At 69.6% G+C, this 20,031-nt stretch carries 19 protein-coding genes and 1 pseudogene; 7 read left to right on the top strand and 13 right to left on the bottom strand.

Features of this window, described 5'->3' with window-relative positions:
* Positions 1-161 precede the first annotated feature (161 nt).
* From OG966_RS25600 to OG966_RS25585, 4 genes and pseudogenes are all read right to left on the bottom strand, one after another.
* Positions 162-1,205 (bottom strand): ice-binding family protein, encoded by a 1,044-nt coding sequence (locus OG966_RS25600; RefSeq protein ID WP_326652190.1) that lies wholly within the window; start codon positions 1,203-1,205, stop codon positions 162-164.
* A 29-nt stretch (positions 1,206-1,234) separates the two neighbouring features.
* Positions 1,235-1,435, bottom strand: a complete 201-nt coding sequence (locus OG966_RS25595) for a hypothetical protein (RefSeq protein WP_326652189.1) — start codon at positions 1,433-1,435, stop codon at positions 1,235-1,237.
* 610 nt (positions 1,436-2,045) lie between these two features.
* Positions 2,046-2,276 (bottom strand): annotated as a pseudogene (locus OG966_RS25590) (helix-turn-helix domain-containing protein); the annotation flags it as partial.
* A gap of 255 nt (positions 2,277-2,531) precedes the next feature.
* On the bottom strand, positions 2,532-3,575 hold the full coding sequence (locus tag OG966_RS25585; RefSeq protein ID WP_326652187.1) for an NAD(P)-dependent alcohol dehydrogenase: 1,044 nt from the start codon (positions 3,573-3,575) through the stop codon (positions 2,532-2,534).
* 120 nt (positions 3,576-3,695) lie between these two features.
* Between OG966_RS25585 and OG966_RS25580 the strand changes: the two genes are divergently transcribed.
* Positions 3,696-4,556 (top strand): helix-turn-helix transcriptional regulator, encoded by an 861-nt coding sequence (locus OG966_RS25580; RefSeq protein ID WP_326652186.1) that lies wholly within the window; start codon positions 3,696-3,698, stop codon positions 4,554-4,556.
* Between the two features lie 5 nt (positions 4,557-4,561).
* Here the strand turns inward: OG966_RS25580 and OG966_RS25575 are convergent, their stop codons facing one another.
* From OG966_RS25575 to OG966_RS25565, 3 genes are all read right to left on the bottom strand, one after another.
* Positions 4,562-5,641: a GNAT family N-acetyltransferase gene (locus OG966_RS25575; RefSeq protein WP_326652185.1), complete on the bottom strand. Its 1,080-nt coding sequence runs from the start codon at positions 5,639-5,641 to the stop codon at positions 4,562-4,564.
* 82 nt (positions 5,642-5,723) lie between these two features.
* On the bottom strand, positions 5,724-6,989 hold the full coding sequence (locus tag OG966_RS25570) for a L,D-transpeptidase (RefSeq protein ID WP_326652184.1): 1,266 nt from the start codon (positions 6,987-6,989) through the stop codon (positions 5,724-5,726).
* Between the two features lie 210 nt (positions 6,990-7,199).
* Positions 7,200-7,562 carry a hypothetical protein gene (locus OG966_RS25565; protein ID WP_326652183.1) on the bottom strand — a complete coding sequence of 121 codons (363 nt, stop codon included), beginning with the start codon at positions 7,560-7,562 and terminating at the stop codon, positions 7,200-7,202.
* Between the two features lie 108 nt (positions 7,563-7,670).
* On the opposite strand from OG966_RS25565, the gene OG966_RS25560 reads away from it, so the two are divergent.
* Positions 7,671-7,943, top strand: a complete 273-nt coding sequence (locus OG966_RS25560) for a hypothetical protein (RefSeq protein ID WP_326652182.1) — start codon at positions 7,671-7,673, stop codon at positions 7,941-7,943.
* Positions 7,944-8,011: 68 nt separating this feature from the next.
* Here the strand turns inward: OG966_RS25560 and hutH are convergent, their stop codons facing one another.
* The 5 genes from hutH to OG966_RS25535 form a co-directional block, all read right to left on the bottom strand.
* Positions 8,012-9,553: a histidine ammonia-lyase gene (gene hutH / locus OG966_RS25555; RefSeq protein ID WP_326655368.1), complete on the bottom strand. Its 1,542-nt coding sequence runs from the start codon at positions 9,551-9,553 to the stop codon at positions 8,012-8,014.
* Between the two features lie 86 nt (positions 9,554-9,639).
* Positions 9,640-10,839 (bottom strand): GGDEF domain-containing protein, encoded by a 1,200-nt coding sequence (locus OG966_RS25550; RefSeq protein WP_326652181.1) that lies wholly within the window; start codon positions 10,837-10,839, stop codon positions 9,640-9,642.
* Between the two features lie 59 nt (positions 10,840-10,898).
* Positions 10,899-11,699, bottom strand: a complete 801-nt coding sequence (locus tag OG966_RS25545) for an enoyl-CoA hydratase/isomerase family protein (RefSeq protein WP_326652179.1) — start codon at positions 11,697-11,699, stop codon at positions 10,899-10,901.
* Positions 11,700-12,130: 431 nt separating this feature from the next.
* Positions 12,131-13,228: an adenylate/guanylate cyclase domain-containing protein gene (locus OG966_RS25540; RefSeq protein WP_326655367.1), complete on the bottom strand. Its 1,098-nt coding sequence runs from the start codon at positions 13,226-13,228 to the stop codon at positions 12,131-12,133.
* Positions 13,229-13,538: 310 nt separating this feature from the next.
* Entirely contained in the window at positions 13,539-14,396 is an 858-nt protein-coding gene (locus OG966_RS25535; protein ID WP_326652178.1) for a biotin--[acetyl-CoA-carboxylase] ligase, read from the bottom strand.
* Between the two features lie 114 nt (positions 14,397-14,510).
* On the opposite strand from OG966_RS25535, the gene OG966_RS25530 reads away from it, so the two are divergent.
* The 4 genes from OG966_RS25530 (at position 14,511) to OG966_RS25515 (ending at position 17,364) form a co-directional block, all read left to right on the top strand.
* Positions 14,511-16,100, top strand: coding sequence for an acyl-CoA carboxylase subunit beta (locus OG966_RS25530; RefSeq protein ID WP_326652177.1), 1,590 nt, complete (start codon positions 14,511-14,513; stop codon positions 16,098-16,100).
* 21 nt (positions 16,101-16,121) lie between these two features.
* The gene (locus tag OG966_RS25525) at positions 16,122-16,328 is read left to right on the top strand and encodes an acyl-CoA carboxylase epsilon subunit (protein ID WP_326655366.1); all 207 of its coding nucleotides are present in this window, start codon (positions 16,122-16,124) and stop codon (positions 16,326-16,328) included.
* A gap of 275 nt (positions 16,329-16,603) precedes the next feature.
* The gene (mmpB, locus tag OG966_RS25520) at positions 16,604-16,732 is read left to right on the top strand and encodes a morphogenic membrane protein MmpB (RefSeq protein ID WP_326652175.1); all 129 of its coding nucleotides are present in this window, start codon (positions 16,604-16,606) and stop codon (positions 16,730-16,732) included.
* Positions 16,733-16,752: 20 nt separating this feature from the next.
* Complete coding sequence (locus OG966_RS25515) at positions 16,753-17,364, top strand: Maf family protein (RefSeq protein ID WP_326652174.1); 612 nt, start codon at positions 16,753-16,755, stop codon at positions 17,362-17,364.
* Between the two features lie 72 nt (positions 17,365-17,436).
* On the opposite strand, the gene OG966_RS25510 is transcribed toward OG966_RS25515, so the two are convergent.
* On the bottom strand, positions 17,437-17,901 hold the full coding sequence (locus OG966_RS25510) for a hypothetical protein (protein ID WP_326652173.1): 465 nt from the start codon (positions 17,899-17,901) through the stop codon (positions 17,437-17,439).
* Between the two features lie 356 nt (positions 17,902-18,257).
* On the opposite strand from OG966_RS25510, the gene OG966_RS25505 reads away from it, so the two are divergent.
* Complete coding sequence (locus tag OG966_RS25505; RefSeq protein ID WP_326652172.1) at positions 18,258-20,009, top strand: acetyl/propionyl/methylcrotonyl-CoA carboxylase subunit alpha; 1,752 nt, start codon at positions 18,258-18,260, stop codon at positions 20,007-20,009.
* Positions 20,010-20,031: the final 22 nt, after the last annotated feature.

Here is a 20,031-nt window from a genome sequence, read left to right as displayed (position 1 = left end):
CTGCTGCTCCTTGCTTCCGCATGCGGCGCGCGACGGAATCGATGACGATCCCGCCGCGCGCCACCCGTCCCACTCGCCTGTGGGGCGACTACCTGTGCGCGCACTCCGCCGAAGCGACGCACGCGCGTCTCACTGCTCCCACCGAACTTCGGGGGAAGGACTCACTCGGTGGTGAACTGCGCCTTGTGCTTCCCCTCGTCCTTGTCGGGCTTCCCCGGCTTGTTGTGGTGGCCGGGCTTCCAGGGCTTCACCGGCTTCGGCTTCGAAGGTTCCCAGCAGTGGTCGCAGTAGTGTCCGCCCGTGTGTCCGCCCGAGCTGGTGCCGTGGGCATCACCACCGTTCGCATCACCACCGTTGGCACCACCACCGTGGGCATCACCACCGTTCGCATCACCACCGTTGGCACCACCACCGTTCGCATCACCACCGTTCGCATCACCACCGTTCGCATCACCACCGTTGGCACCACCACCGTTCGCACCACCACCGTTCGCATCACCACCGTTCGCATCACCACCGTTGGCACCACCGGTGCTCGTGGTCGTGGCCGCGCCATCGGTCGTGGTCGTGGCCGCGCCATCGGTCGTGGTCGTGGCCGCGCCATCGGTCGTGGTCGTGGCCGCGCCATCGGTCGTGGTCGTGGCGGCGCCATCGGTCGTGGTGGTGGCCGCGCCATCGGTCGTGGTCGTGCCGACGCCACAGTCATCCGGCCGGGTGATCACGTTGGTGTCCAGCGTCACGGCCCCGTTTCGGGCCAGCGCCCGGCCTTGGATGTTCGCCCCACTGACGACGGTGATCGAGGTGAGCGCCATGATGGTGCCCGCGAAGATGGAGCCGGCTTGGATCGTGGCGGATTCGCCGACCACCCAGAACACGTTGCACGCCTGGGCGCCGTTGGCGAGGACAATGCTGCTCGTGGTTGTCGTTGTCAGGCCCTCAGGAATCTTGAAGACCCAGACGGCATTGGGGTTGTTCTGGGCGTCCAGGGTCCAGATACCGTTGACCAGGAGACCGGCCGTGGCGCCGTAGGTGCCCGGAACCAGCGTCGGAGTCACCGGCGCCGCGGAGATGTTGGCTTGCGTGGGCTCGGCGAAGGCGAAGTCGTACGCCGTGCCCAGGTCGTCCTGCGCCTGCCCAGCCACTGCGTCCCCGGGGTGGAACGTACCGTCCACCACCACCCCGGGCGGGAATCCGCCCAGGGCCATCGACGGAGATACGCCGACGTCTCCGGTGATCACAGAACTGCCGGTTTGGTGACAGCCGAACCGGCCAGCACCGCGAAGCTTTCCGCGGTACCCAGAGGTACAAATGTTGCTGCTTTTGCCTGTGTAGGCGTCACTGCCACAACTGCCAAGGCGACCAGCAGGGCAAGTACCCCTGCGGTCCAGGCCGTCATTGTGCGCCGATGCGGCGCATCGGGAATATTCAGTGTCATCGAGGAGCCAACTCCTGTGAGGGTGGTGACGCCCGGCGTTCACCGCCGGACGGAATCGCCTCTTCTGTCAGCGGCAGATTACGGCGATACCCCTCCTCGGTTATGATTCATCCGGGTGATGTCGCCGGAACTCACCATATAAATTCAAGAATGTATGACAAATATTGAGCCGACTGGCTGTCATTCATCCCGTGCGGCAAGCCACCGCCGTCGCTGCAGTCAATCACTCCTGACAGGCCGACCGTCGACCACTGCCCGTCAGGGGAGTGGGGATCCGGTGGTTCGTCCGCGCCATTGATTTTCTTCACTGAGGGTGCTCGCCTCGGATTACGCCACGACACGCTGGCGGCACACAGAAAAGCGCGGCGTTACCGGCCGCCGGCCCGCCGCTCACTGCCATTCCTGTGAAGTCAGAGACAGAAGACGATTTCGACTCCGAACACTCCACGCCTTTGCGATATTGAACAAGCGGCAGCAAATGCCCTCTGGACGGCGCAGGCCGGAAACATACGCCGGGCCGGATGCGAATTCCTGGATCCAGAGATCTTTAATGGCTGAGGTTACGGCGGTTGGAGGTCGAGGCCAGTCCTGGCGACGAGGCCCTCGATGAGGATGGGACCTGCACACTCCAGCCGATGCGGTGCAGCAGCAGGTCCAACCCGGCCAAGGTGTATGCCACGCCGAATCGGCGTCGCACCACTTCGTTGATCCGGGCAAGGGTCCAGCACTGGTCACTCCAGCCGGATGCAGCCGGACCAGCACCCAACACCATTTCGACACAACGCAGTTGGCTGGCATCGAGCTTGTAGCGGGCACCGCCGGAGCCCTTGGAAGCCAGGGCTGGTCAGAAAGGCGGCGTGTGTCCTGGCCCGCCTGGACGGAAGCCCCCGTCGGCCCTGGAACCGACGAGGGCTTCACCGTATTCGCGAGGCTTACTCGCCGATGCTGTACGTGCCGGTGCTGCCGTGGTCGGCCGTATGGTGTACGCACCGAGGCCCCGGCCCGCGCCGGATCGGCACGAAGCTGATCCGGCGCGGCCGGGGCCGCAGTTGAGCCGGTGAAGCGGTGAGGCGGTGCGACTTCGAGAGGGTGGGGCTCAGATCGTCGCCGTGTCGATCACGAAGCGGTAGCGGACGTCGCTCGCCAGCACCCGCTCGTACGCCTCGTTGATCTGGTCCGCGCGGATCAGTTCGATCTCCGCGCCCAGGCCGTGCTCGGCGCAGAAGTCGAGCATCTCCTGGGTCTCCGCGATACCGCCGATCCCCGAGCCCGCGAGGCTCTTGCGGCCGCCGATGACGGAGAACAGGTTGAGCGAGACGGGCTCCTCGGGAGCGCCCACGTTCACAAAGGCGCCGTCCGTCTTCAGCAGGCGCAGATACGCGTCCAGCGGCAGCGGCGCGGACACGGTCGAGACGATCAGGTCGAAGCTGCCGGCCAGCTCCTCGAAGGTCGCCTCGTCGCTCGTCGCGTAGTAGTGGTCGGCGCCCAGCTTCAGCCCGTCGTCCTTCTTGCGCAGCGACTGGCTGAGCACGGTCACCTCGGCACCCAGCGCATGGGCGATCTTGACGCCCATGTGGCCGAGGCCGCCCAGGCCGACGATGGCGACCTTCTTGCCGGGGCCCGCGTTCCAGTGGGCGAGCGGCGAGTAGAGGGTGATGCCGGCGCACAGCAGCGGGGCCGCGACGTCCAGCGACAGGCCGTCGGGGATGCGCAGCGTGAAGGCCTCGTCGACGACGATGTGGGTGGAGTAGCCCCCGTAGGTCGGCTCGCCGCTCTTGTCGAGGGCGTTGTACGTGCCGACGTTGCCGCCCGAGCAGTACTGCTCAAGGCCGGCCTTGCAGTTGTCGCACTCACGGCAGGAGTCGACCATGCAACCGACGCCCACCCGGTCGCCGGCGGCGAACTTCGTCACACCGGGACCGACCTCGGTGACGATGCCTGCGATCTCGTGGCCCGGCACCATCGGGAAGATGCCCTCGGCCCAGCCGTCGCGCGCCTGGTGGATGTCGGAGTGACAGATGCCCGCGTACTTGATCTCGATGAGCACGTCGTGCTCGCCGACAGGACGGCGCGGGACGGTGGTCCGCTCCAGCGGCGCCTTGGCGGCGGGAGCGGCGTATGCGGAAACGGTGGTGGTCATGGCTACGAGCGTGCCGCGGAGCGGGGCACTTACCCAGCCCTCTGTTGTGCCTACGTCCAGCGTGCGTACGACTGGCAGGGTCAGGATGGACATGCTCCCCGGCCGGTAATACTTGGCTGTATGGACCAGCGCGCCGAACTCAGCGAATTCCTCCGCTCCCGCCGTGCCCGGCTGCAGCCGGAGGACGTCGGCCTGCCGCAGCTGGGCCGCCACCGTCGTGTCCCCGGGCTGCGCCGTGAGGAGCTGGCACAGCTCGCCGGGGTCTCCGTCGCGTACTACACACGTCTCGAGCAGGGCAACGGACGCAATGTGTCCACCGAGGTGCTCGACGCGATCGCGCGGGCCCTGCGCCTGTCCGACGTCGAGCGGGACCATCTCAGCCACCTCGCGAAGCCGAAGCAGAAGAAACACCGGCGCATGGGCCGACCGCAGCAGCTGCGGCCCGCGGTGCAGCAGCTGATTGACGCGATGGACGGGGTGCCCGCGTATGTACTCGGGCGCCGGCTGGACATCATCGGCTGGAACCGCATGGCCCGCGCACTGCTCGGCGACTTCGCCGCGCTGCCGCCGCAGGAGCGGAACATGGCCCGGCTCGTCTTCCTCGACCCCAACGCGCCTGATCTGTACGTCGACTGGGAGTGCAAGGCGACCGAGGTGGTGAGCGTGCTGCGGATGTACGCGGGCTGCTCGGCCGACGACCCGCAGCTGCCCCCGCTCATCGGCGAACTGTCGGTCAAGAGCGAAGAGTTCCGCAAGCTCTGGGCCGCGCACACGGTCCAGGACAAGGGCCACGGCACCAAGCGGCTGCACCATCCGCTGGTGGGCGAGATGACCCTGTCGTACGAGACGCTGAGGCTGCCCGACGACCACGATCTCTCGCTGGTCACCTACCACGCGGAGCCCGGCACGCGCGCGGCCGAGTCGCTGCGGCTGCTGGCCGGCTGGGGCGTGGACGAGGTGGCGGACGCCGACGCGCTGTAACGCCGTTACAGCTTGGCCTGGAAGAAGGCGACGGGACGCTCACGGCGGTAGCCGAGACGCGCGTTGACGGCCAGCATCGGGCCGTTGTCGTCGGCGACGGTCGTCGCAATCTCCCGTACGCCCGGTTGCAGTGCGCTCACAGTCCCCAGCATGTGGCGCTTGACCGCACGGCCGAGCCCGCGGCCCCGATGGGCCGGGGTGACCACGGTGTCGTACTGGATGGCGCGGACGTCCGACGGGTCTCTCAGCACCAGTTCGGTGTAGGCGGCGACCTCGCCACGGCCCGTGGCACCGCCCTTCACCGCGCCGTCGTCCGCCATGTGCAGCACGACCGAGGAGAGGACCACGCCGCCCCGGTCCACAATCACCTGCGCGGCGGCCCGCACCCGGTCCGCGTCCCAGACGTGAGCCCGCTCATCCAGGTCGCCGGTGGGAGCGTCCTCCATGGCTTTGTGGGCCTCGGCGAAGGCGTCGGCGAAGGCATCCGGCACGACGCCCGCCCACTGGCCGTAGGTGTAGCCCTCGGGCAGTGCGAGCTGCTCCGGGTGCGCGGCGAGCGCGCCCTGGATGTTCTGTACGTACCAGGCGAGCGGCAGCACATTCTCGAAGCCGAGCCCGGTGGCGAACTCCTCGCCCGCGCCGCCCGGTTCCAGGACGGTGGAGACCGACGTGCGACCGTCGGCAGCCAGTTCGGCGCGTACGGCCGCCCACAGCGCCGCTCCGACGCCGCGCCGCCTCGCCTCCGGACGTACGGTGAGCACATCGAGGAAGGCGGTGTGGCGGTTGCCCTCTTCCGTGAAGAGGACCAGCGAGGCCACCCCGTCGTACGAGCCGCCCCCCGAGCCCTCGTTCGAGCCGCCCTTCGAGCCGTCCGCCGAGCCCTCGTTCGAGCCGTCGGACGCTGTCGCGACGAGATGGAGCGTGCGCCCGCTCACCGAGGACTGCCGCAGCTTTCCTTCGGTGTCGACGCGGCCGGGCACCGGCACCCCGGCGGGTAGATCGTGGCCGTGCGCCGCGGTGACCACCGCGTGCCAGGCGTCGACAGCGGATTCGGCGGGCGGTACGGGGAGCTGTGTGATCGTCATACCGATGACGGTACGGGGAGAACGGACGAGGGCGGCGGCACCCCACGGGGTGCCGCCGCCCTCATGCGCATGAGGTGGTGGCTCAGGCGGCCGAGCCGGCCTTCCACTCGCTCCAGCTCAGGTTCCAGCCGTTCAGGCCGTTGTCCGGCTGGACGGTCTTGTCCTTGGAGTTCTTCACGATGACGACGTCGCCGACGATCGAGTTGTCGAACAGCCAGGCGGCGGGCTGGTTCGGGTCGCCCGCGCCCTTCACATCGTTCAGACCGACACAGCCGTGGCTGGTGTTGGCGCTGCCGAAGATCGAGTCGGCACCCCAGTAGTTGCCGTGGATGAATGTGCCCGACGTGGACAGCCGCATCGCGTGCGGGACGTCCTTGATGTCGTACTCGCCCTTGCCGTCCTTCTTCTTGAAGCCGACCGTCGAGCCGTCCATCCGGGTCTCCTTGAACTTCTCGGAGATCACCATCTGGCCGTTGTAGGTGGGGTTGTCCGGGCCGCCGGCGGAGATCGGGATGGTCTTGATCGTCTTGCCGTCCTGGGTGACCGTCATCGTCTTGGCCGACGCGTCGACGGTCGAGACCTGGTTACGGCCGATCTTGAAGGTGACCGTCTTCTGCTGGACGCCGAAGACTCCCTGGGCGCCCTGGACCCCGTCGAGGTTCAGCTTCAGGGTGACCGTCGAGCCCTCCTGCCAGTACTGGTCGGGGCGGAAGTCCAACCGCTGCCCGTTGAACCAGTGACCGACGACCTCCTGGCCGCTGCTCGACGTCACGGTGACCCCGGCCTGGACGGCCTTCTTGTCCGTGATCGCCTTGTTGAAGTTGATCGAGACCGGCATACCGACGCCGACGGTGGAACCGTCCTCGGGCGTGAAGTTGCCGATGAAGCTGTTGGCGGGCGAGACAGTGGTGAAGGAGGAGTTCTCGTGGGCCTCCAGGCCCTTGGCGTCCTTCGCCGAGGCGGAGATCTTGTACGTGGTGGAACGCTCGAGCTGCCCGTCCGGCTTCCAGCTCTTGCCGTCGGGGGCGAGGGTGCCCTTGACGCTCGCACCGTCGGCCGTGGCCATGGTGACCTGAGTGAGCGTGCCCTCGCTGACGGTTACCTTGGCGTCGTTGTTGATGCCCGCGTTGGTCGCGCCGTTCTTCGGCGAGATGGCTATGCGGGCCTTCGACGCGTCCTTCGCTGCCGCCTCGTCGACCTGGGCCTGCGACTTCTTCGAGCTGTCGGCACTACCGCCCTTGTCACCGTCGCCGCTGCAGCCCGACATCACCAGCACGCCGCCGAGCACTGCGGACGCGGCTATGAGGCCTTTGCGCCGCTTGCTGTCCGTCATCACACGCTTCTCCATCGTCGCCGATTTACCTGACCCACTACCCTGATCCACTACATGGACAACACCCATTTCGGGCTGTCCGGTTCCATATCCGAAAGGGATGTGGGGAACACCACTCACAGATATTCATCGACGCAGCCACCGCCCCTGCGGTTGCACTGCGACACGAAAACGGACGGGCGCCGGTTCACGTCACGGCGCCCCCGAGCCCGTCATACGCACGCGCTACGGCCGCCCGGCGTCACCGTCGTCCGCCTCGTCATCGTCGTCGTACTCCCCATCTTCCTCGTCCGGATCCCAGTCCTCAGCATCGGGGTCGTACTCGATCTGCTCACTGCTCCACGAAGCCTGCGCGAGCTCCACCCCCGGCACCTCACTGACCAGGTCGAAGGGGTCCACGAGATAGGCGATGGCCTCCGCCTCGTCCTCGCGTACCGCCGACTTGGCGTGCACTCGCTCCTCGTCGGGCATGGAGTCGTCCGCCGCGATGCGTTCGAGGGCGCCGCCGGTCAGCGTTTTGGAGTCCTCGATCTCCAGCACCAATTCCACCCGCAGCCGCACATACCGTGATGTCTCAGAAGTGGTCATACGACGGAGCGTAGAGCTCCCGCGCCCGCGGCTTTCCCACGACCCGCTGCTTTCACTAGCATCAGCGCACCCGGCCAATTCGAGGATGCCTCAAGGGGGATCGAGTCCGTGTCCGTCGCACGTCGACCGCTTCTTACCGCCACTGCCGCAGGGACCCTGCTGTGTGCGCTGTGGTTCGTTCCCTCGGCGAATGCCACTGCCGAGCGGGAAGCGGTGCAGAGACAACAGACCGGCGCCAGCGCGTCGTCCCAGGAGCTGACCCTGGCCGCCACGGGCACCGTGGACACCACTCCGTATCTGGTCGGCGGCACTGCCTTCCTCGGCATCGGCATGGGCTTTGTGACGTACTCCGTGCGCCGGCGCGGGGCCATGTACATGTGACGGGCCGGGCAAGGGCCGCCCCGCGGTGTGCGGAGCGGTCCTTGTCCGGCCCTGCGTGCTGCCGAACCCTAGGCCAGCGGGCCGGTCACCGGCTCCACCGCCGCGACGAGCTTTCCGTCCCGTACGAACGCGTCGGCGGCCTCCAGGTCGGGCGCGAGGAAGCGGTCCGGACCGGGGCCCTCGACACCTGCCGCGCGCAGCGCCGCGATGGCGGCCTGCGAGGCGGGCGCGGGGGTCAGCCCGCGCCGCAGCTCGATGGCGCGGGTCGCGGCGTAGAGCTCGACGGCGAGGATCCGGCCCAGGTTGCCGACGGCGGTGCGCAGCTTGCGCGCGGCCGACCAGCCCATGGAGACGTGGTCCTCCTGCATCGCCGATGACGGGATGGAGTCGGCGGATGCCGGGACGGCGAGCCGCTTCATCTCGCTGACCAGGGCTGCCTGCGTGTACTGGGCGATCATCAGGCCCGAGTCGACCCCGGCGTCGTCGGCGAGGAACGGCGGCAGACCGTGCGAGCGGTTCTTGTCGAGGAGCCGGTCGGTGCGGCGCTCCGCGATGGAGCCGAGGTCGGCGGCGACGATGGCGAGGAAGTCGAGGACGTACGCGACCGGGGCGCCGTGGAAGTTGCCGTTGGACTCCACACGGCCGTCGGGCAGCACGATCGGGTTGTCGACGGCCGAGGCGAGCTCGCGGTCGGCGACCAGACGGGCGTGGGCGAGGGTGTCCCGCCCGGCGCCGGCCACCTGCGGCGCGCAGCGCACGGAGTAGGCGTCCTGGACCCGGGGCGCTTCCTCCTCCTGGAAATGCCCGGTGAGACCGGAGCCCTTGAGTACGGCACTCATATTGGCGGCGGAGACGCCCTGGCCCGGGTGCGGGCGGATGGCATGCAGCTCGGGGGCGAGGACCTTGTCCGTGCCGAGCAGCGCCTCGAGGCTGAGGGCGGCGGTGATGTCGGCGGTGGTGTAGAGGCGCTGGAGGTCGGCGAGGGCCATGACCAGCATGCCGAGCATGCCGTCGGTGCCGTTCAGGAGGGCGAGGCCCTCCTTCTCGCGGAGTACGACGGGGGTGATTCCGTGCTCGGCGAGCAGCTCTCCGGCGGGCCGCACCTGGCCGTCGGGGCCTTCGGCGTCACCCTCGCCCATCAGCGTCAGCGCGCAGTGCGAGAGCGGGGCGAGGTCCCCGGAGCAGCCGAGGGATCCGTACTCGTGGACGACGGGCGTGATGCCGGCGTTCAGTACGTCGGCCATGGTCTGGGCGACCTCGGGGCGTACGCCGGTGTAGCCGGAGGCCACGGTCTTCAGACGGAGGAACATCAGCGCGCGGACGACCTCGCGCTCGACGCGGGGGCCCATGCCCGCGGCGTGCGAACGGACGATGTTGCGCTGCAGCTGGGCGCGGAGATCGGGGCTGATGTGCCGGCTGGCGAGCGCGCCGAATCCGGTGGAGACCCCGTAGACGGGCTCGGGCTTGGCGGCGAGCGCGTCCACGATCCCGCGGGCGGTGGCGAGGGCGGCGACCGCCTCCGCGGAGAGCTCGATGCGGGCGCCCTCGCGGGCCACGGCGATGACGTCTTCGGCGGTGGTACCGGACGTCCCCACCACGACTGTGTGCATATCCATATTCAGGAGCGTACGGACTGAATCGCAACCTGTCACTAGCGGCGGGCCGGTCGGCCCCTTACTGCAATGTCACAGCGGTCTCAGGGCTCACTCCAGGGCTCCGTGGCGTCCTCGGGACGTACGCCCCGGAACGCGCGGCGCTCGTGCGGCGAGCGCGGCGGAGTGTCCGCGAGGCGCATCACGGTGCCGTCGCGTCCTGCGACCACCGGCTTCGGCGAGCGGGCCGCCTTCGCGCGGTACTGGGCCGCGTCCGCCAGCCGGAACAGCCGACGGGCCGAGCGGACCTGGCCGATCGGGTCACCGGTCGAGGCCACACCACAGGCAACACCCTCACCGAGCTCCAACTCCCCTGCCCGCACACAGAGTTCGTCCGCCACCCGGACCACCTCGTCCGCCGCCGGACCGACCGAGACCAGACAGAACTCGTCACCGCCGAGCCGTGCCGCCAGCGTGCCGGGAAGCATCGCCCCGCAGAGCGAGAGGACCGAGCCGAAACGCTCGAGCAGCCGGTCGCCGACGGCATGGCCGTGGGTGTCGTTCACGCGCTTGAGGCCGTTGAGGTCGCAGACCACCAGGCTGACGACCGAGCTGTCCGAGCGGTGCCGCTCCAACGCCTCGTCGAGCCTGATGTCGACGGCGCGGCGGTTGGCGAGACCGGTCAGCGGGTCCGTGAAGGCGAGCCTGCGGACCTCCTCCAGCCGCTCGTTCTGGGCGATGCCGGAGGCCACGACGGAAGCGAGGACGGTCGCGAAGTCCGCGTCGTCCCGGTCGAAGACCGGCGCGCCCGGCGGCCTGGCCACATACAGTTCGCCCCAGGCCCGACCGTGCAGCACGATCGGCGCGACGACACAGCAGCCGCGGCCGCGCCGTCGCAGGGCCGCGACCCTCCCCCACAGGACTTCGTCCGTGGGAGGTGCCTTCTGGTGGCGGTAGCCGTGCGCGGGCGACGCCGGTTCTTCCACCGTCGCCACCCAGGCGTCCGGCTCGCCGCCACCCGCCCACCGCTCGTGCAGAAACTCCGTGATCTCCGGGAAGCGGTTGACCGGGTACGTCTCGGATTCGGGGAACTCCTCCTCCCCTGCCGCCCGTTCGCCGGCGTTCACGAGCACCTTGAGCCGGCCGAGCTCGCGCTCCCATACCGACAGCGCGGCGAAGGAGCCGGCCAGCGCGTGACAGGCGCCGAGCGCGGCCGCGCGCCAGAACTCGCGCGGTGTGTGGGCGGCCGCCATCGCCTGCGCCAGCGCCACCACGGCTCGCAACCGCCGATCCTCAGCCATCATCCCAGCTTAGGGAGGTTCGAAACGATTTGATCAGTTGGAGTGGGCCGTTGTCGGAACGGTCACTCGCCGGGCCACTGCGGCTTCCGCTTCTCGTTGAAGGCCGCGACGCCCTCCGCCCGGTCTCCGGAGAAGGCCACCGACCGCCAGGCCGAGTCCTCCACCTCCAGGCCGGCCCGCAGATCGAGCCCCTGTCCGAGCCGCATCGCGCGCTTCGCGGCGCGCAGCCCGACGGGAGAGTTCGCGGCGATACGTCCCGCAAGCGCGAGCGCCTCGGTCCTGGCGTCGTCCGCCAGCTGGTCGACGAGCCCCAACTCCCGCGCCTCGGCCGCCTCCACGCGCCGCGCGGTGAACACCAGCTCGGCGGCGCGCGCGGCACCGACACGGCGCGGCAGCAGCTGGGTCCCGCCGCCGCCGGGGATGACGCCGACGGACACCTCGGGCAGCCCTACCACGGCGGTGGCGTCGGCAACGATCAGATCGCAGGCGAGCGCCAGCTCGAACCCGCCGCCGAGGGCGAAGCCGTGCACGGCGGCGACGGTGGGCATCGGCAGCTCGAGGACGCCGGTGTACGCGGCCCGGGCGGTGGGCCGCTGCCGCACCAACTCGGCGTCGGAGAAGGAGTTCCGCTCCTTGAGATCGGCGCCCACGCAGAAGGCGCGCTCGTGTGTGGAGGTGAGCACGGTGACGCGCACGTCCGGGTCGGCGGCGAGGGCGTCACAGGCGGCGGCGATGGACCGGGCCATCTCCGTGGAGACGGCGTTCATGGCCTTGGGCCGATCGAGCACGAGTTCCGCGACGTGCCCCTGCTCGCGCCTGCGTACGACGACGAATTCCCCGAACCGCTGCTCGGACTCGGTCATGACGGCACCCTCCCGGTTAACGATGGTTCACCGGATCATAGGCGCGCACCGCGCCGGGGTCTCCCCCCACCCGGCTGTCCCCCGAACCGGGGGCACGGGCCCCGACCCCGGGAGCGGCGGCTTCGCGCCGCAACCATGGCATCGCGGCCCGCCGGCCAGGCGCCGCGATCCGCTGAACGGAGCCGCCGGCCGCACCGGAACCGCGCCGGGGCGCCCGCACAGGGACGTCAGCCGGACGCCCGTGAAACGGCTGCGGGTAGCGCGGGCGGACGACCCGGGGTCTCCCCGAGGCGACGCTCAGCGCCGTGGCCGGCAGCCGGGCCGGGCTGCACCGAGCGGCGGTCCGGGGCGCCCGCTCCCCCAAGCGGCGGCTTCGCGCCGCAGCGCAGGCCGGGCGCGCAGGCCCCGTCCCCACCGCGCCGCCCCACGGCTCAGGCGTTCGTCCGCCGCGACAGCTGCCACGGCTCCACCACGCCCAGGCCTCGCACCGGGCGTTGCCACATCGGCTGGAGGGCGAAGCGGTACGAGGGGGGTTCCTCGCCCTCCTTCTCCGCCGCTGCCGCCGCTTCCGCGGCATCCGCCTCGGAGGCCGGCGCGTCTTCGGTGCGTACCAGCTCCTCCGCGAAGGCCCCGTCCACCAGCACCCCGTCCTTCGGCGCTATCGAGGTCAGCCGGCTGGCCAGGTTCACCGTCGTGCCGAACACATCGCCCATCCGCGTGGTGACCGTGCCGAAAGCGATGCCGACGCGTAGCGCCGGCATCGTCTCGTCGTGCGTCATCGTTTCGATGAGGCGCAGCGCGATTTCCGCCGCCGTGCCCGCGTCGTCCGCCGCGAAGAGCACCTCGTCGCCGAGGGTCTTGATCAGCCGGCCGCCGTGCGCGGCGACCAGGTCGGCCGAGGTGGTCTCGAACGCCTCGACCAGCTCGCCCAGTTCCTCTTCCTCCAGCCGCCGCGTCAGCCGGGTGAAGCCCACCAGGTCCGCGAAGCCCACCGCCAGCCGGCGGTCGACCATCTCCTCGTCGTCCGCGGCCTGGACCACGCGCCCGGTGGCCGCGGCGAGCTGCCGCCGCCACACGTACACCAGGAATTCCTCCAGCTCGGGCAGCAGCAGCTCGACCAGCGGATAGGTGACCTCGGTACGGGTCATGCCCGGCTCGGGCGGCTCGGTGAGGCCCTCCAGGAAAGAATCGATCTGCCATTCGGCCAGCCGGGCGGTGGTCTGGCCGGTCGAGCGGGCCACCTGGACCGCCATCGGCTCGCTCAGCAGGCCCGCCTCGACCAGACCGGCGAGCCGCCGCAGGGCCAGTACGTCCGCCTCCGTCAGCGCTTTCGCCTGCCCGATGTCGGCGAAGCCCATGGCCCGCCAGAAGCGGGAGGCGAGCTCCATCGAGACGCCTGCCGTACGGGCCGCCTGGAAGGGCGTGTAGCGCCGGTCGGCGCCGAGAATGAGCTGCTCCAGACGGATGGCCAGAGGGTCGTGCGTCGGCTCCGCGGTGTGGTCGACCTCGTGGTGCGGGGTCGGATGCACCGACGAGGAGGACGCAGGAGACGACTCCGATGACCCGGCCGAGCCGGAAGACCCGGCCGACCCGTTGGATGCCACCGCGGACGAAGACCCGGACGAAGAGCCGGACGAATCGGACGCACCGGAAGAGGAGTCCGACGGGGGCTGCGCGCCCGCGCCGGAATTGGTGTCGTCGACGGTCACCAGCCGCCTCCTGCCCGTTCCCTGCGGCACTGCCCTGCCGATCTGTCGCTCGATCGCCTCAACGATACGACAGGTGTGCCCTAGCTCACGTCCCGGTCCGCCATCGGGATTCAGCCGGGTCCACCCGGGATCAGTCGGCCGGCCGCAGGTGCACGACGTCACCCGCACTGATCGACTGCTCCCCGCCACCCTCCGTGGTCAGCACCAGACGGCCGTCACCGTCGAGCGCGACCGCCTCGCCGGTGACCGAACGGCCACCGGGCAGCTCGGCCCGTACGGTGCGCCCCAGCGTCGCGCAGCCGGCCGCGTACGCCGCCTGGAGCCCGGAACGCGCCGGGTCGCCGCCCGCCGCGCGCCAGTCGCCGTACCACTGCTCCAGCGAGCGCAGCACGGCCCGAAGCAGCGGGTCGCGGTCGGTGGAGATGGCGTCCGCCAGCGCCAGCGAGCCCGCCGTCGGCACCGGCAGCTCGTCCGCGTGCAGCGTGACATTGAGGCCGATGCCGACCACCACCGCGTCGTCGCCCGCACGCTCCGCGAGGATCCCGCCGGTCTTGCGCTCCTCGCCGCCGATCGTTACCAGCAGGTCATTAGGCCATTTGAGGGACATATCGACTCCGGCGGCCCGGGCGAGGCCGGTCGCCGACGCGACTCCGGCGAGCAGCGGCAGCCAGCCCCAGCGCTCCACCGGCACCTCCGCCCCGGGCCGCAGCAGTACCGAGAAGAACAGCCCGGAGCGGGCCGGCGACGTCCAGGAGCGGTCGAGCCGGCCGCGGCCCGCCGTCTGCTCCTCGGCGACCAGCACCGCCCCCTCCTCCAGGGACGCGGCCCGTGCCGTCAGGTCGGAATTGGTGGAGCCGGTGCTGGGCACGATGTCGAGCGAGGTCCACAGCCCGCCCGGCAGCAGCAGGGCGCGGCGCAGTGCCGCGACGTTCAGCGGCGGCCGGTTGAGGTCGGACCAGCGGCTCTCGGGCGCATTCTCAGGCGTCATGCAAGCCAGGTTAGGTGTGGCAAACGCCGCACTGCCGAGCGCCATGCGCGCCGATACGCTACGTGTCAGTAGCCATTCCGGTTGACGTTGACCAGGACAGGGAGCCGCATCCCGATGTCGGAGTCCGAGATTGACATCCACACCACCGCGGGAAAGCTCGCGGATCTGCAGCGCCGCATAGATGAGGCGACGCATGCGGGCTCCGCGCGCGCGGTGGAAAAGCAGCACGCGAAGGGCAAGTTGACGGCCCGGGAGCGGGTTGTTCTGCTGCTGGACGAGGGGTCGTTCGTAGAGCTCGACGAGTTCGCCCGGCACCGCTCCACCAACTTCGGCCTTGAGCAGACCCGCCCGTACGGCGACGGCGTGGTCACCGGTTACGGGACGGTCGACGGCCGCCCGGTCGCCGTTTTCTCGCAGGACTTCACGGTTTTCGGCGGCGCGCTCGGCGAGGTCTACGGCCAGAAGATCATCAAGGTGATGGACTTCGCTCTGAAGACCGGCTGTCCGGTCATCGGAATCAACGACTCCGGCGGCGCCCGTATCCAGGAGGGCGTCAGCGCGCTGGGCATGTACGGCGAGATCTTCCGCCGCAACACCCACGCCTCCGGCGTGATCCCGCAGATCTCGCTGGTCGTCGGACCGTGCGCGGGCGGAGCCGTCTACTCCCCGGCGATCACCGACTTCACGGTGATGGTCGACCAGACCTCGCACATGTTCATCACCGGACCCGACGTCATCAAGACGGTCACCGGTGAGGACGTCGGCTTCGAGGAGCTGGGCGGAGCCCGCACACACAACACCACCTCGGGCGTCGCGCACCACATGGCGGGTGACGAGAAGGACGCCATCGAGTACGTCAAGTCGCTGCTGTCGTACCTGCCGTCCAACAACCTCTCCGAGCCGCCGGCCTTCCCCGACGAGGCAGACCTGGAGACGAACGACGAGGACCGCGAGCTCGACACCCTCATCCCGAACTCCGCGAACCAGCCGTACGACATGCACACGGTCATCGAACATGTGCTTGACGACAGCGAGTTCCTGGAGACGCAGGCGATGTTCGCGCCGAACATCCTCACCGGCTTCGGGCGGGTGGAGGGCCTTCCGGTCGGCATCGTCGCCAACCAGCCGATGCAGTTCGCGGGTTGCCTCGACATCAACGCCTCGGAGAAGGCCGCGCGCTTCGTCCGCACCTGTGACGCCTTCAACGTCCCGGTCATCACCTTCGTGGACGTGCCCGGCTTCCTGCCCGGCGTGGACCAGGAGTACGGCGGCATCATCCGGCGCGGCGCGAAGCTGATCTACGCCTACGCGGAGGCGACGGTCCCGCTGATCACGGTGATCACGCGGAAAGCCTTCGGCGGCGCGTACGACGTCATGGGCTCCAAGCACCTGGGCGCCGACCTGAATGTGGCCTGGCCGACGGCGCAGATCGCGGTGATGGGCGCGCAGGGCGCGGTGAACATCCTGCACCGCCGCACCATCGCGGCGGCCGGAGACGCCGACAGCACGGAGGCGACGCGGGCGCGCCTGATCCAGGAGTACGAGGACACGCTGCTCAACCCGTACACGGCGGCCGAACGCGGCTACGTCGACGCGGTGATCATGCCGTCGGAGACGCGGGCACAGGTCGTGAAGGGCCTGCGCCAGCTGCGTACGAAGCGGGAAAGCCTGCCTCCGAAGAAGCACGGCAACATCCCCCTCTAGCCCCCAGGAAGGGACTTGACGATGATCAAGGTCGTACGAGGAAACCCGACCCCGGAGGAGCTGGCCGCCGCACTGGCGGTGGTTCAGGCGCGCGCCGCGGCGACGGCCTCCGTCGCGGACGGGGAACCGCTACTGCCGGAGCAGTGGTCGGACCCGGCGCGCATCGGGCGGAGCCGGAGGCCGCAGCCGGGACCGCGCGCCTGGGCGCGCACGTACTGGCCGGTGTAGGCCGGGCATCCGGGGCTCCGCCCCGGACCCCGCGCTCCATCGGGCGGGACATGCTTGCGGGGCTCGGGTCCGGTCACAGGACCCGAGCCGCCTCGGCCGCCGTCCGCCGGCACCCCATGCGCCGAACTCCGGAGCACCGCACCAAGCCGAGAGAAACTAATGGGACAACAGACCCGTTTACAGGGGGGCGACACCCGGAATTAGCCCGTTGTCACCCCGGCGGTTGAGTACTTGTACTCAGGCGCCGTTCAGGCCGCGGCAGCAGGATCGATTGCATGCTGTGGTCCGACCCGGAGAACGAACCCCCCGAAGAACTGCGCGAGATGCAGGCCATGATGCGTCGCGTGGGCTTCGTGCTGGCACTGGCCATGGTGCTTGCGATGTTCGTGGTCGGTCTCCACTGATCGCCGCCTACGATGGCCCCATGACCGATCAGCGTCGCCGTCTCGTCCTCGCCTCCGCCTCGCCCGCCCGCCTCAATCTGCTGCGCCAGGCCGGACTCGCCCCCGAGGTGATCGTCAGCGGTGTCGACGAGGACGCCGTGTCCGCGCCCACCCCGGCCGAGCTCGCGCTGGCACTCGCGGAGGCCAAGGCATCCGTTGTGGCGGCCCGTGCCGATGTGATCAGGAGCAGCGCGCTCGTCATCGGCTGCGACTCCGTACTCGAACTCGACGGCCACGCGTTCGGCAAGCCCGCCGACGCGGAGGAGGCCATCACCCGCTGGAAGTCGATGCGCGGGCGCGTGGGCACCCTGCAGACCGGGCACTGCGTCTACGACACCGCCACCGGCCACTACGCCTCGGGGACCGCGTCCACGGTCGTGCGCTTCGGCCGCCCGTCCGACGCCGAGATCGCCAGCTACGTCGCCAGCGGCGAACCGCTCCAGGTGGCGGGCGCCTTCACCCTGGACGGCCGCTCGGCACCCTTCATCGAAGGCATCGACGGCGACCACGGCAATGTCATCGGCCTCTCGCTGCCGCTGCTGCGGAAGCTGCTGAGCGAGCTCGGCCACTCCATCACCGACCTGTGGACGTGACATCCGCTCACTTCCGCGTCCACGGGGTGACGCCGGCTCACATGTGCGGCCCGGGGAGCGAAGTCGTCGTCCTCAGGCCGGCGCCGCGCCGTTCGTGGGCGCCGCCCCGTTCGCAGCCGCCGGGGCGTCCTCCACCGGACCCTGCTCCCGCCTCCCGTACGCCACCAGCGTCAGCACGATCAGCCCCAGCACGACCATCATGAACGCGAACGCGTCCCAGCCGACCAGGCCCACCGTCAGGGCGCCCAGCACTCCGTGCACGATCGCACAGCTGATCAGCAGGATCCGCCCGAGGCGCCCCGGGGCCCGGTCCCGCAGGCCGGTAATCAGCAGGACCACACCGCACGCCGCCAGAAACAGGCCGAAGACGCCGCCCATCACCCAGGTCCCGGTGACCATCGCAGCCGGGTCCAGGTCGGCGAGCGACATGTCCTGCCGGTGGACGAAGGTGGCAAGGATGCCGTTGATCAGCACGATGCCGACGGCCTCCACCAGCAGAACAATCGCGGCCACAATGGCCACCGGTCTGCGCGCCACGGCGCCCCCAACCCTCAGTTACCGGAAGTACGTACGACATCCCGAACGCTACTAACGGGTAAACCGTGGGACAAGGGTCCCGGCACGCTGAGTCCGACAGCAAAGAATCGTTCGCCCATTCGTAGGGACTCGACAAAGAAACGCCATACGGGACTGACCGCTCGAACAGAGACCTGTGCCACACCACAGGGCTACTGTGCGAGGGAGGAACCCGTCGTACCGTGGTGCGACAAGGGATTTCGCGACTTGCGCGAGCCTCGAATCACGCTCCGTGTGGGCAAGCTCACCATTGGGGACGGGTCGTAAGGCCGTGTCGGTAGTCCCTAAACTCAGCTTGTTTCAAGGAGGGAGCCATCGTGCGCAAGGTGCTCATCGCCAACCGTGGCGAAATCGCTGTCCGCGTTGCCCGCGCCTGTCGGGACGCCGGGATCGCGAGCGTAGCCGTCTACGCCGATCCGGACCGGGACGCTCTGCATGTCCGCGCGGCCGACGAAGCGTTCGCCCTGGGCGGTGACACCCCGGCCGCCAGTTATCTGGACATGGCCAAGGTGCTGCAGGCCGCGAAAGATGCGGGGGCGGACGCCATCCATCCCGGATACGGCTTCCTCTCGGAGAACGCCGAATTCGCCCAGGCCGTGCTCGACGCCGGTCTGACCTGGATCGGACCGCCGCCGCAGGCGATCCGCGATCTGGGTGACAAGGTCGCCGCCCGTCATATCGCGCAGCGCGCCGGCGCTCCGCTGGTCGCCGGTACGCCCGACCCGGTGAGCGGTGCCGACGAGGTCGTCACCTTCGCCGAGGAGCACGGGCTGCCGATCGCGATCAAGGCCGCGTTCGGCGGTGGCGGACGTGGTCTGAAGGTCGCCCGCACTCTCGAAGAGGTGCCGGAGCTCTATGACTCGGCGGTGCGTGAGGCCATCGCCGCCTTCGGCCGCGGCGAGTGCTTCGTCGAGCGGTACCTCGACAAGCCGCGGCACGTAGAGACCCAGTGCCTGGCCGACAGCCACGGCAATGTCGTCGTCGTGTCGACGCGTGACTGCTCACTGCAGCGCCGCCACCAGAAGCTGGTGGAGGAGGCTCCGGCTCCGTTCCTGACGGAGGAGCAGAACGCGGAGCTGTACGCCGCGTCCAAGGCCATCCTCAAGGAGGCCGGTTACGTCGGCGCCGGCACCGTCGAGTTCCTCGTCGGCACCGACGGCACGATCTCCTTCCTCGAGGTCAACACCCGTCTGCAGGTGGAGCACCCGGTCACCGAAGAGGTCACCGGTATCGACCTGGTCCGCGAGATGTTCCGGATCGCGGACGGCGAGGAGCTCGGCTACGGCGACCCGGCCGTGCGCGGTCACTCCTTCGAGTTCCGCATCAACGGCGAGGATCCGGGACGGGGCTTCCTCCCCGCTCCCGGTACGGTCACGGCCTTCGCGCCGCCGGCCGGCCCCGGTGTCCGTCTGGACGCGGGTGTCGAGTCCGGCAGCGTCATCGGCCCTGCCTGGGACTCGCTGCTGGCCAAACTGATCATCACCGGCGCCACGCGTCAGCAGGCGCTGCAGCGCGCCGCGCGTGCGCTGGCGGAGTTCAACGTCGAGGGCATGGCCACGGCCATCCCGTTCCACCGCGCGGTTGTCGCCGATCCGGCGTTCACCTCGGACCCGTTCACGGTGCACACCCGGTGGATCGAGACGGAGTTCGTCAACGAGATCAAGCCCTTCTCCGTGCCCGCGGAAGCGGAGGAGGACGAGGCCGGTCGCGAGACGATCGTCGTCGAGGTAGGCGGCAAGCGTCTCGAGGTCTCGCTGCCGTCCTCGCTGGGCATGACGCTGGCCAGGACCGGTCTGGCCGCGGGCGCCAAGCCCAAGCGGCGCGCCGCGAAGAAGTCGGGCCCTGCGGCCTCCGGCGACACGCTCGCCTCCCCGATGCAGGGCACGATCGTCAAGGTCGCGGTCGAGGAGGGCCAGGAGGTCAAGGAGGGCGACTTGGTCGTCGTACTCGAAGCGATGAAGATGGAGCAGCCGCTGAACGCGCACCGCTCCGGCACCATCAAGGCTCTCTCGGCCGAAGTCGGCGCCTCGCTGACGTCCGGCGCGGTGATCTGCGAAATCAAGGACTGACGTCCGGCCGTATGTGTATGTG

Source organism: Streptomyces sp. NBC_01750, from assembly GCF_035918095.1.
Lineage (GTDB): Bacteria > Actinomycetota > Actinomycetes > Streptomycetales > Streptomycetaceae > Streptomyces.
The sequence above is the reverse complement of the archived record's forward strand: the minus strand, read 5'-3'. Positions and strand labels throughout refer to the sequence as shown.

Coding starts and splice junctions, on each gene's coding strand:
- OG966_RS25515 (WP_326652174.1), top strand. CDS start 16,753: ATGACCGATCAGCGTCGCCGTCTCGTCCTCGCCTCCGCCTCGCCCGCC.
- OG966_RS25525 (WP_326655366.1), top strand. CDS start 16,122: ATGATCAAGGTCGTACGAGGAAACCCGACCCCGGAGGAGCTGGCCGCC.
- OG966_RS25565 (WP_326652183.1), bottom strand. CDS start 7,562: ATGACCACTTCTGAGACATCACGGTATGTGCGGCTGCGGGTGGAATTG.
- OG966_RS25575 (WP_326652185.1), bottom strand. CDS start 5,641: ATGACGATCACACAGCTCCCCGTACCGCCCGCCGAATCCGCTGTCGAC.
- OG966_RS25535 (WP_326652178.1), bottom strand. CDS start 14,396: ATGACGCCTGAGAATGCGCCCGAGAGCCGCTGGTCCGACCTCAACCGG.
- mmpB (WP_326652175.1), top strand. CDS start 16,604: ATGCTGTGGTCCGACCCGGAGAACGAACCCCCCGAAGAACTGCGCGAG.
- OG966_RS25530 (WP_326652177.1), top strand. CDS start 14,511: ATGTCGGAGTCCGAGATTGACATCCACACCACCGCGGGAAAGCTCGCG.
- OG966_RS25600 (WP_326652190.1), bottom strand. CDS start 1,205: ATGGCCCTGGGCGGATTCCCGCCCGGGGTGGTGGTGGACGGTACGTTC.
- OG966_RS25550 (WP_326652181.1), bottom strand. CDS start 10,839: ATGATGGCTGAGGATCGGCGGTTGCGAGCCGTGGTGGCGCTGGCGCAG.
- OG966_RS25580 (WP_326652186.1), top strand. CDS start 3,696: ATGGACCAGCGCGCCGAACTCAGCGAATTCCTCCGCTCCCGCCGTGCC.
- hutH (WP_326655368.1), bottom strand. CDS start 9,553: ATGCACACAGTCGTGGTGGGGACGTCCGGTACCACCGCCGAAGACGTC.
- OG966_RS25585 (WP_326652187.1), bottom strand. CDS start 3,575: ATGACCACCACCGTTTCCGCATACGCCGCTCCCGCCGCCAAGGCGCCG.
- OG966_RS25545 (WP_326652179.1), bottom strand. CDS start 11,699: ATGACCGAGTCCGAGCAGCGGTTCGGGGAATTCGTCGTCGTACGCAGG.
- OG966_RS25570 (WP_326652184.1), bottom strand. CDS start 6,989: ATGGAGAAGCGTGTGATGACGGACAGCAAGCGGCGCAAAGGCCTCATA.
- OG966_RS25595 (WP_326652189.1), bottom strand. CDS start 1,435: ATGACACTGAATATTCCCGATGCGCCGCATCGGCGCACAATGACGGCC.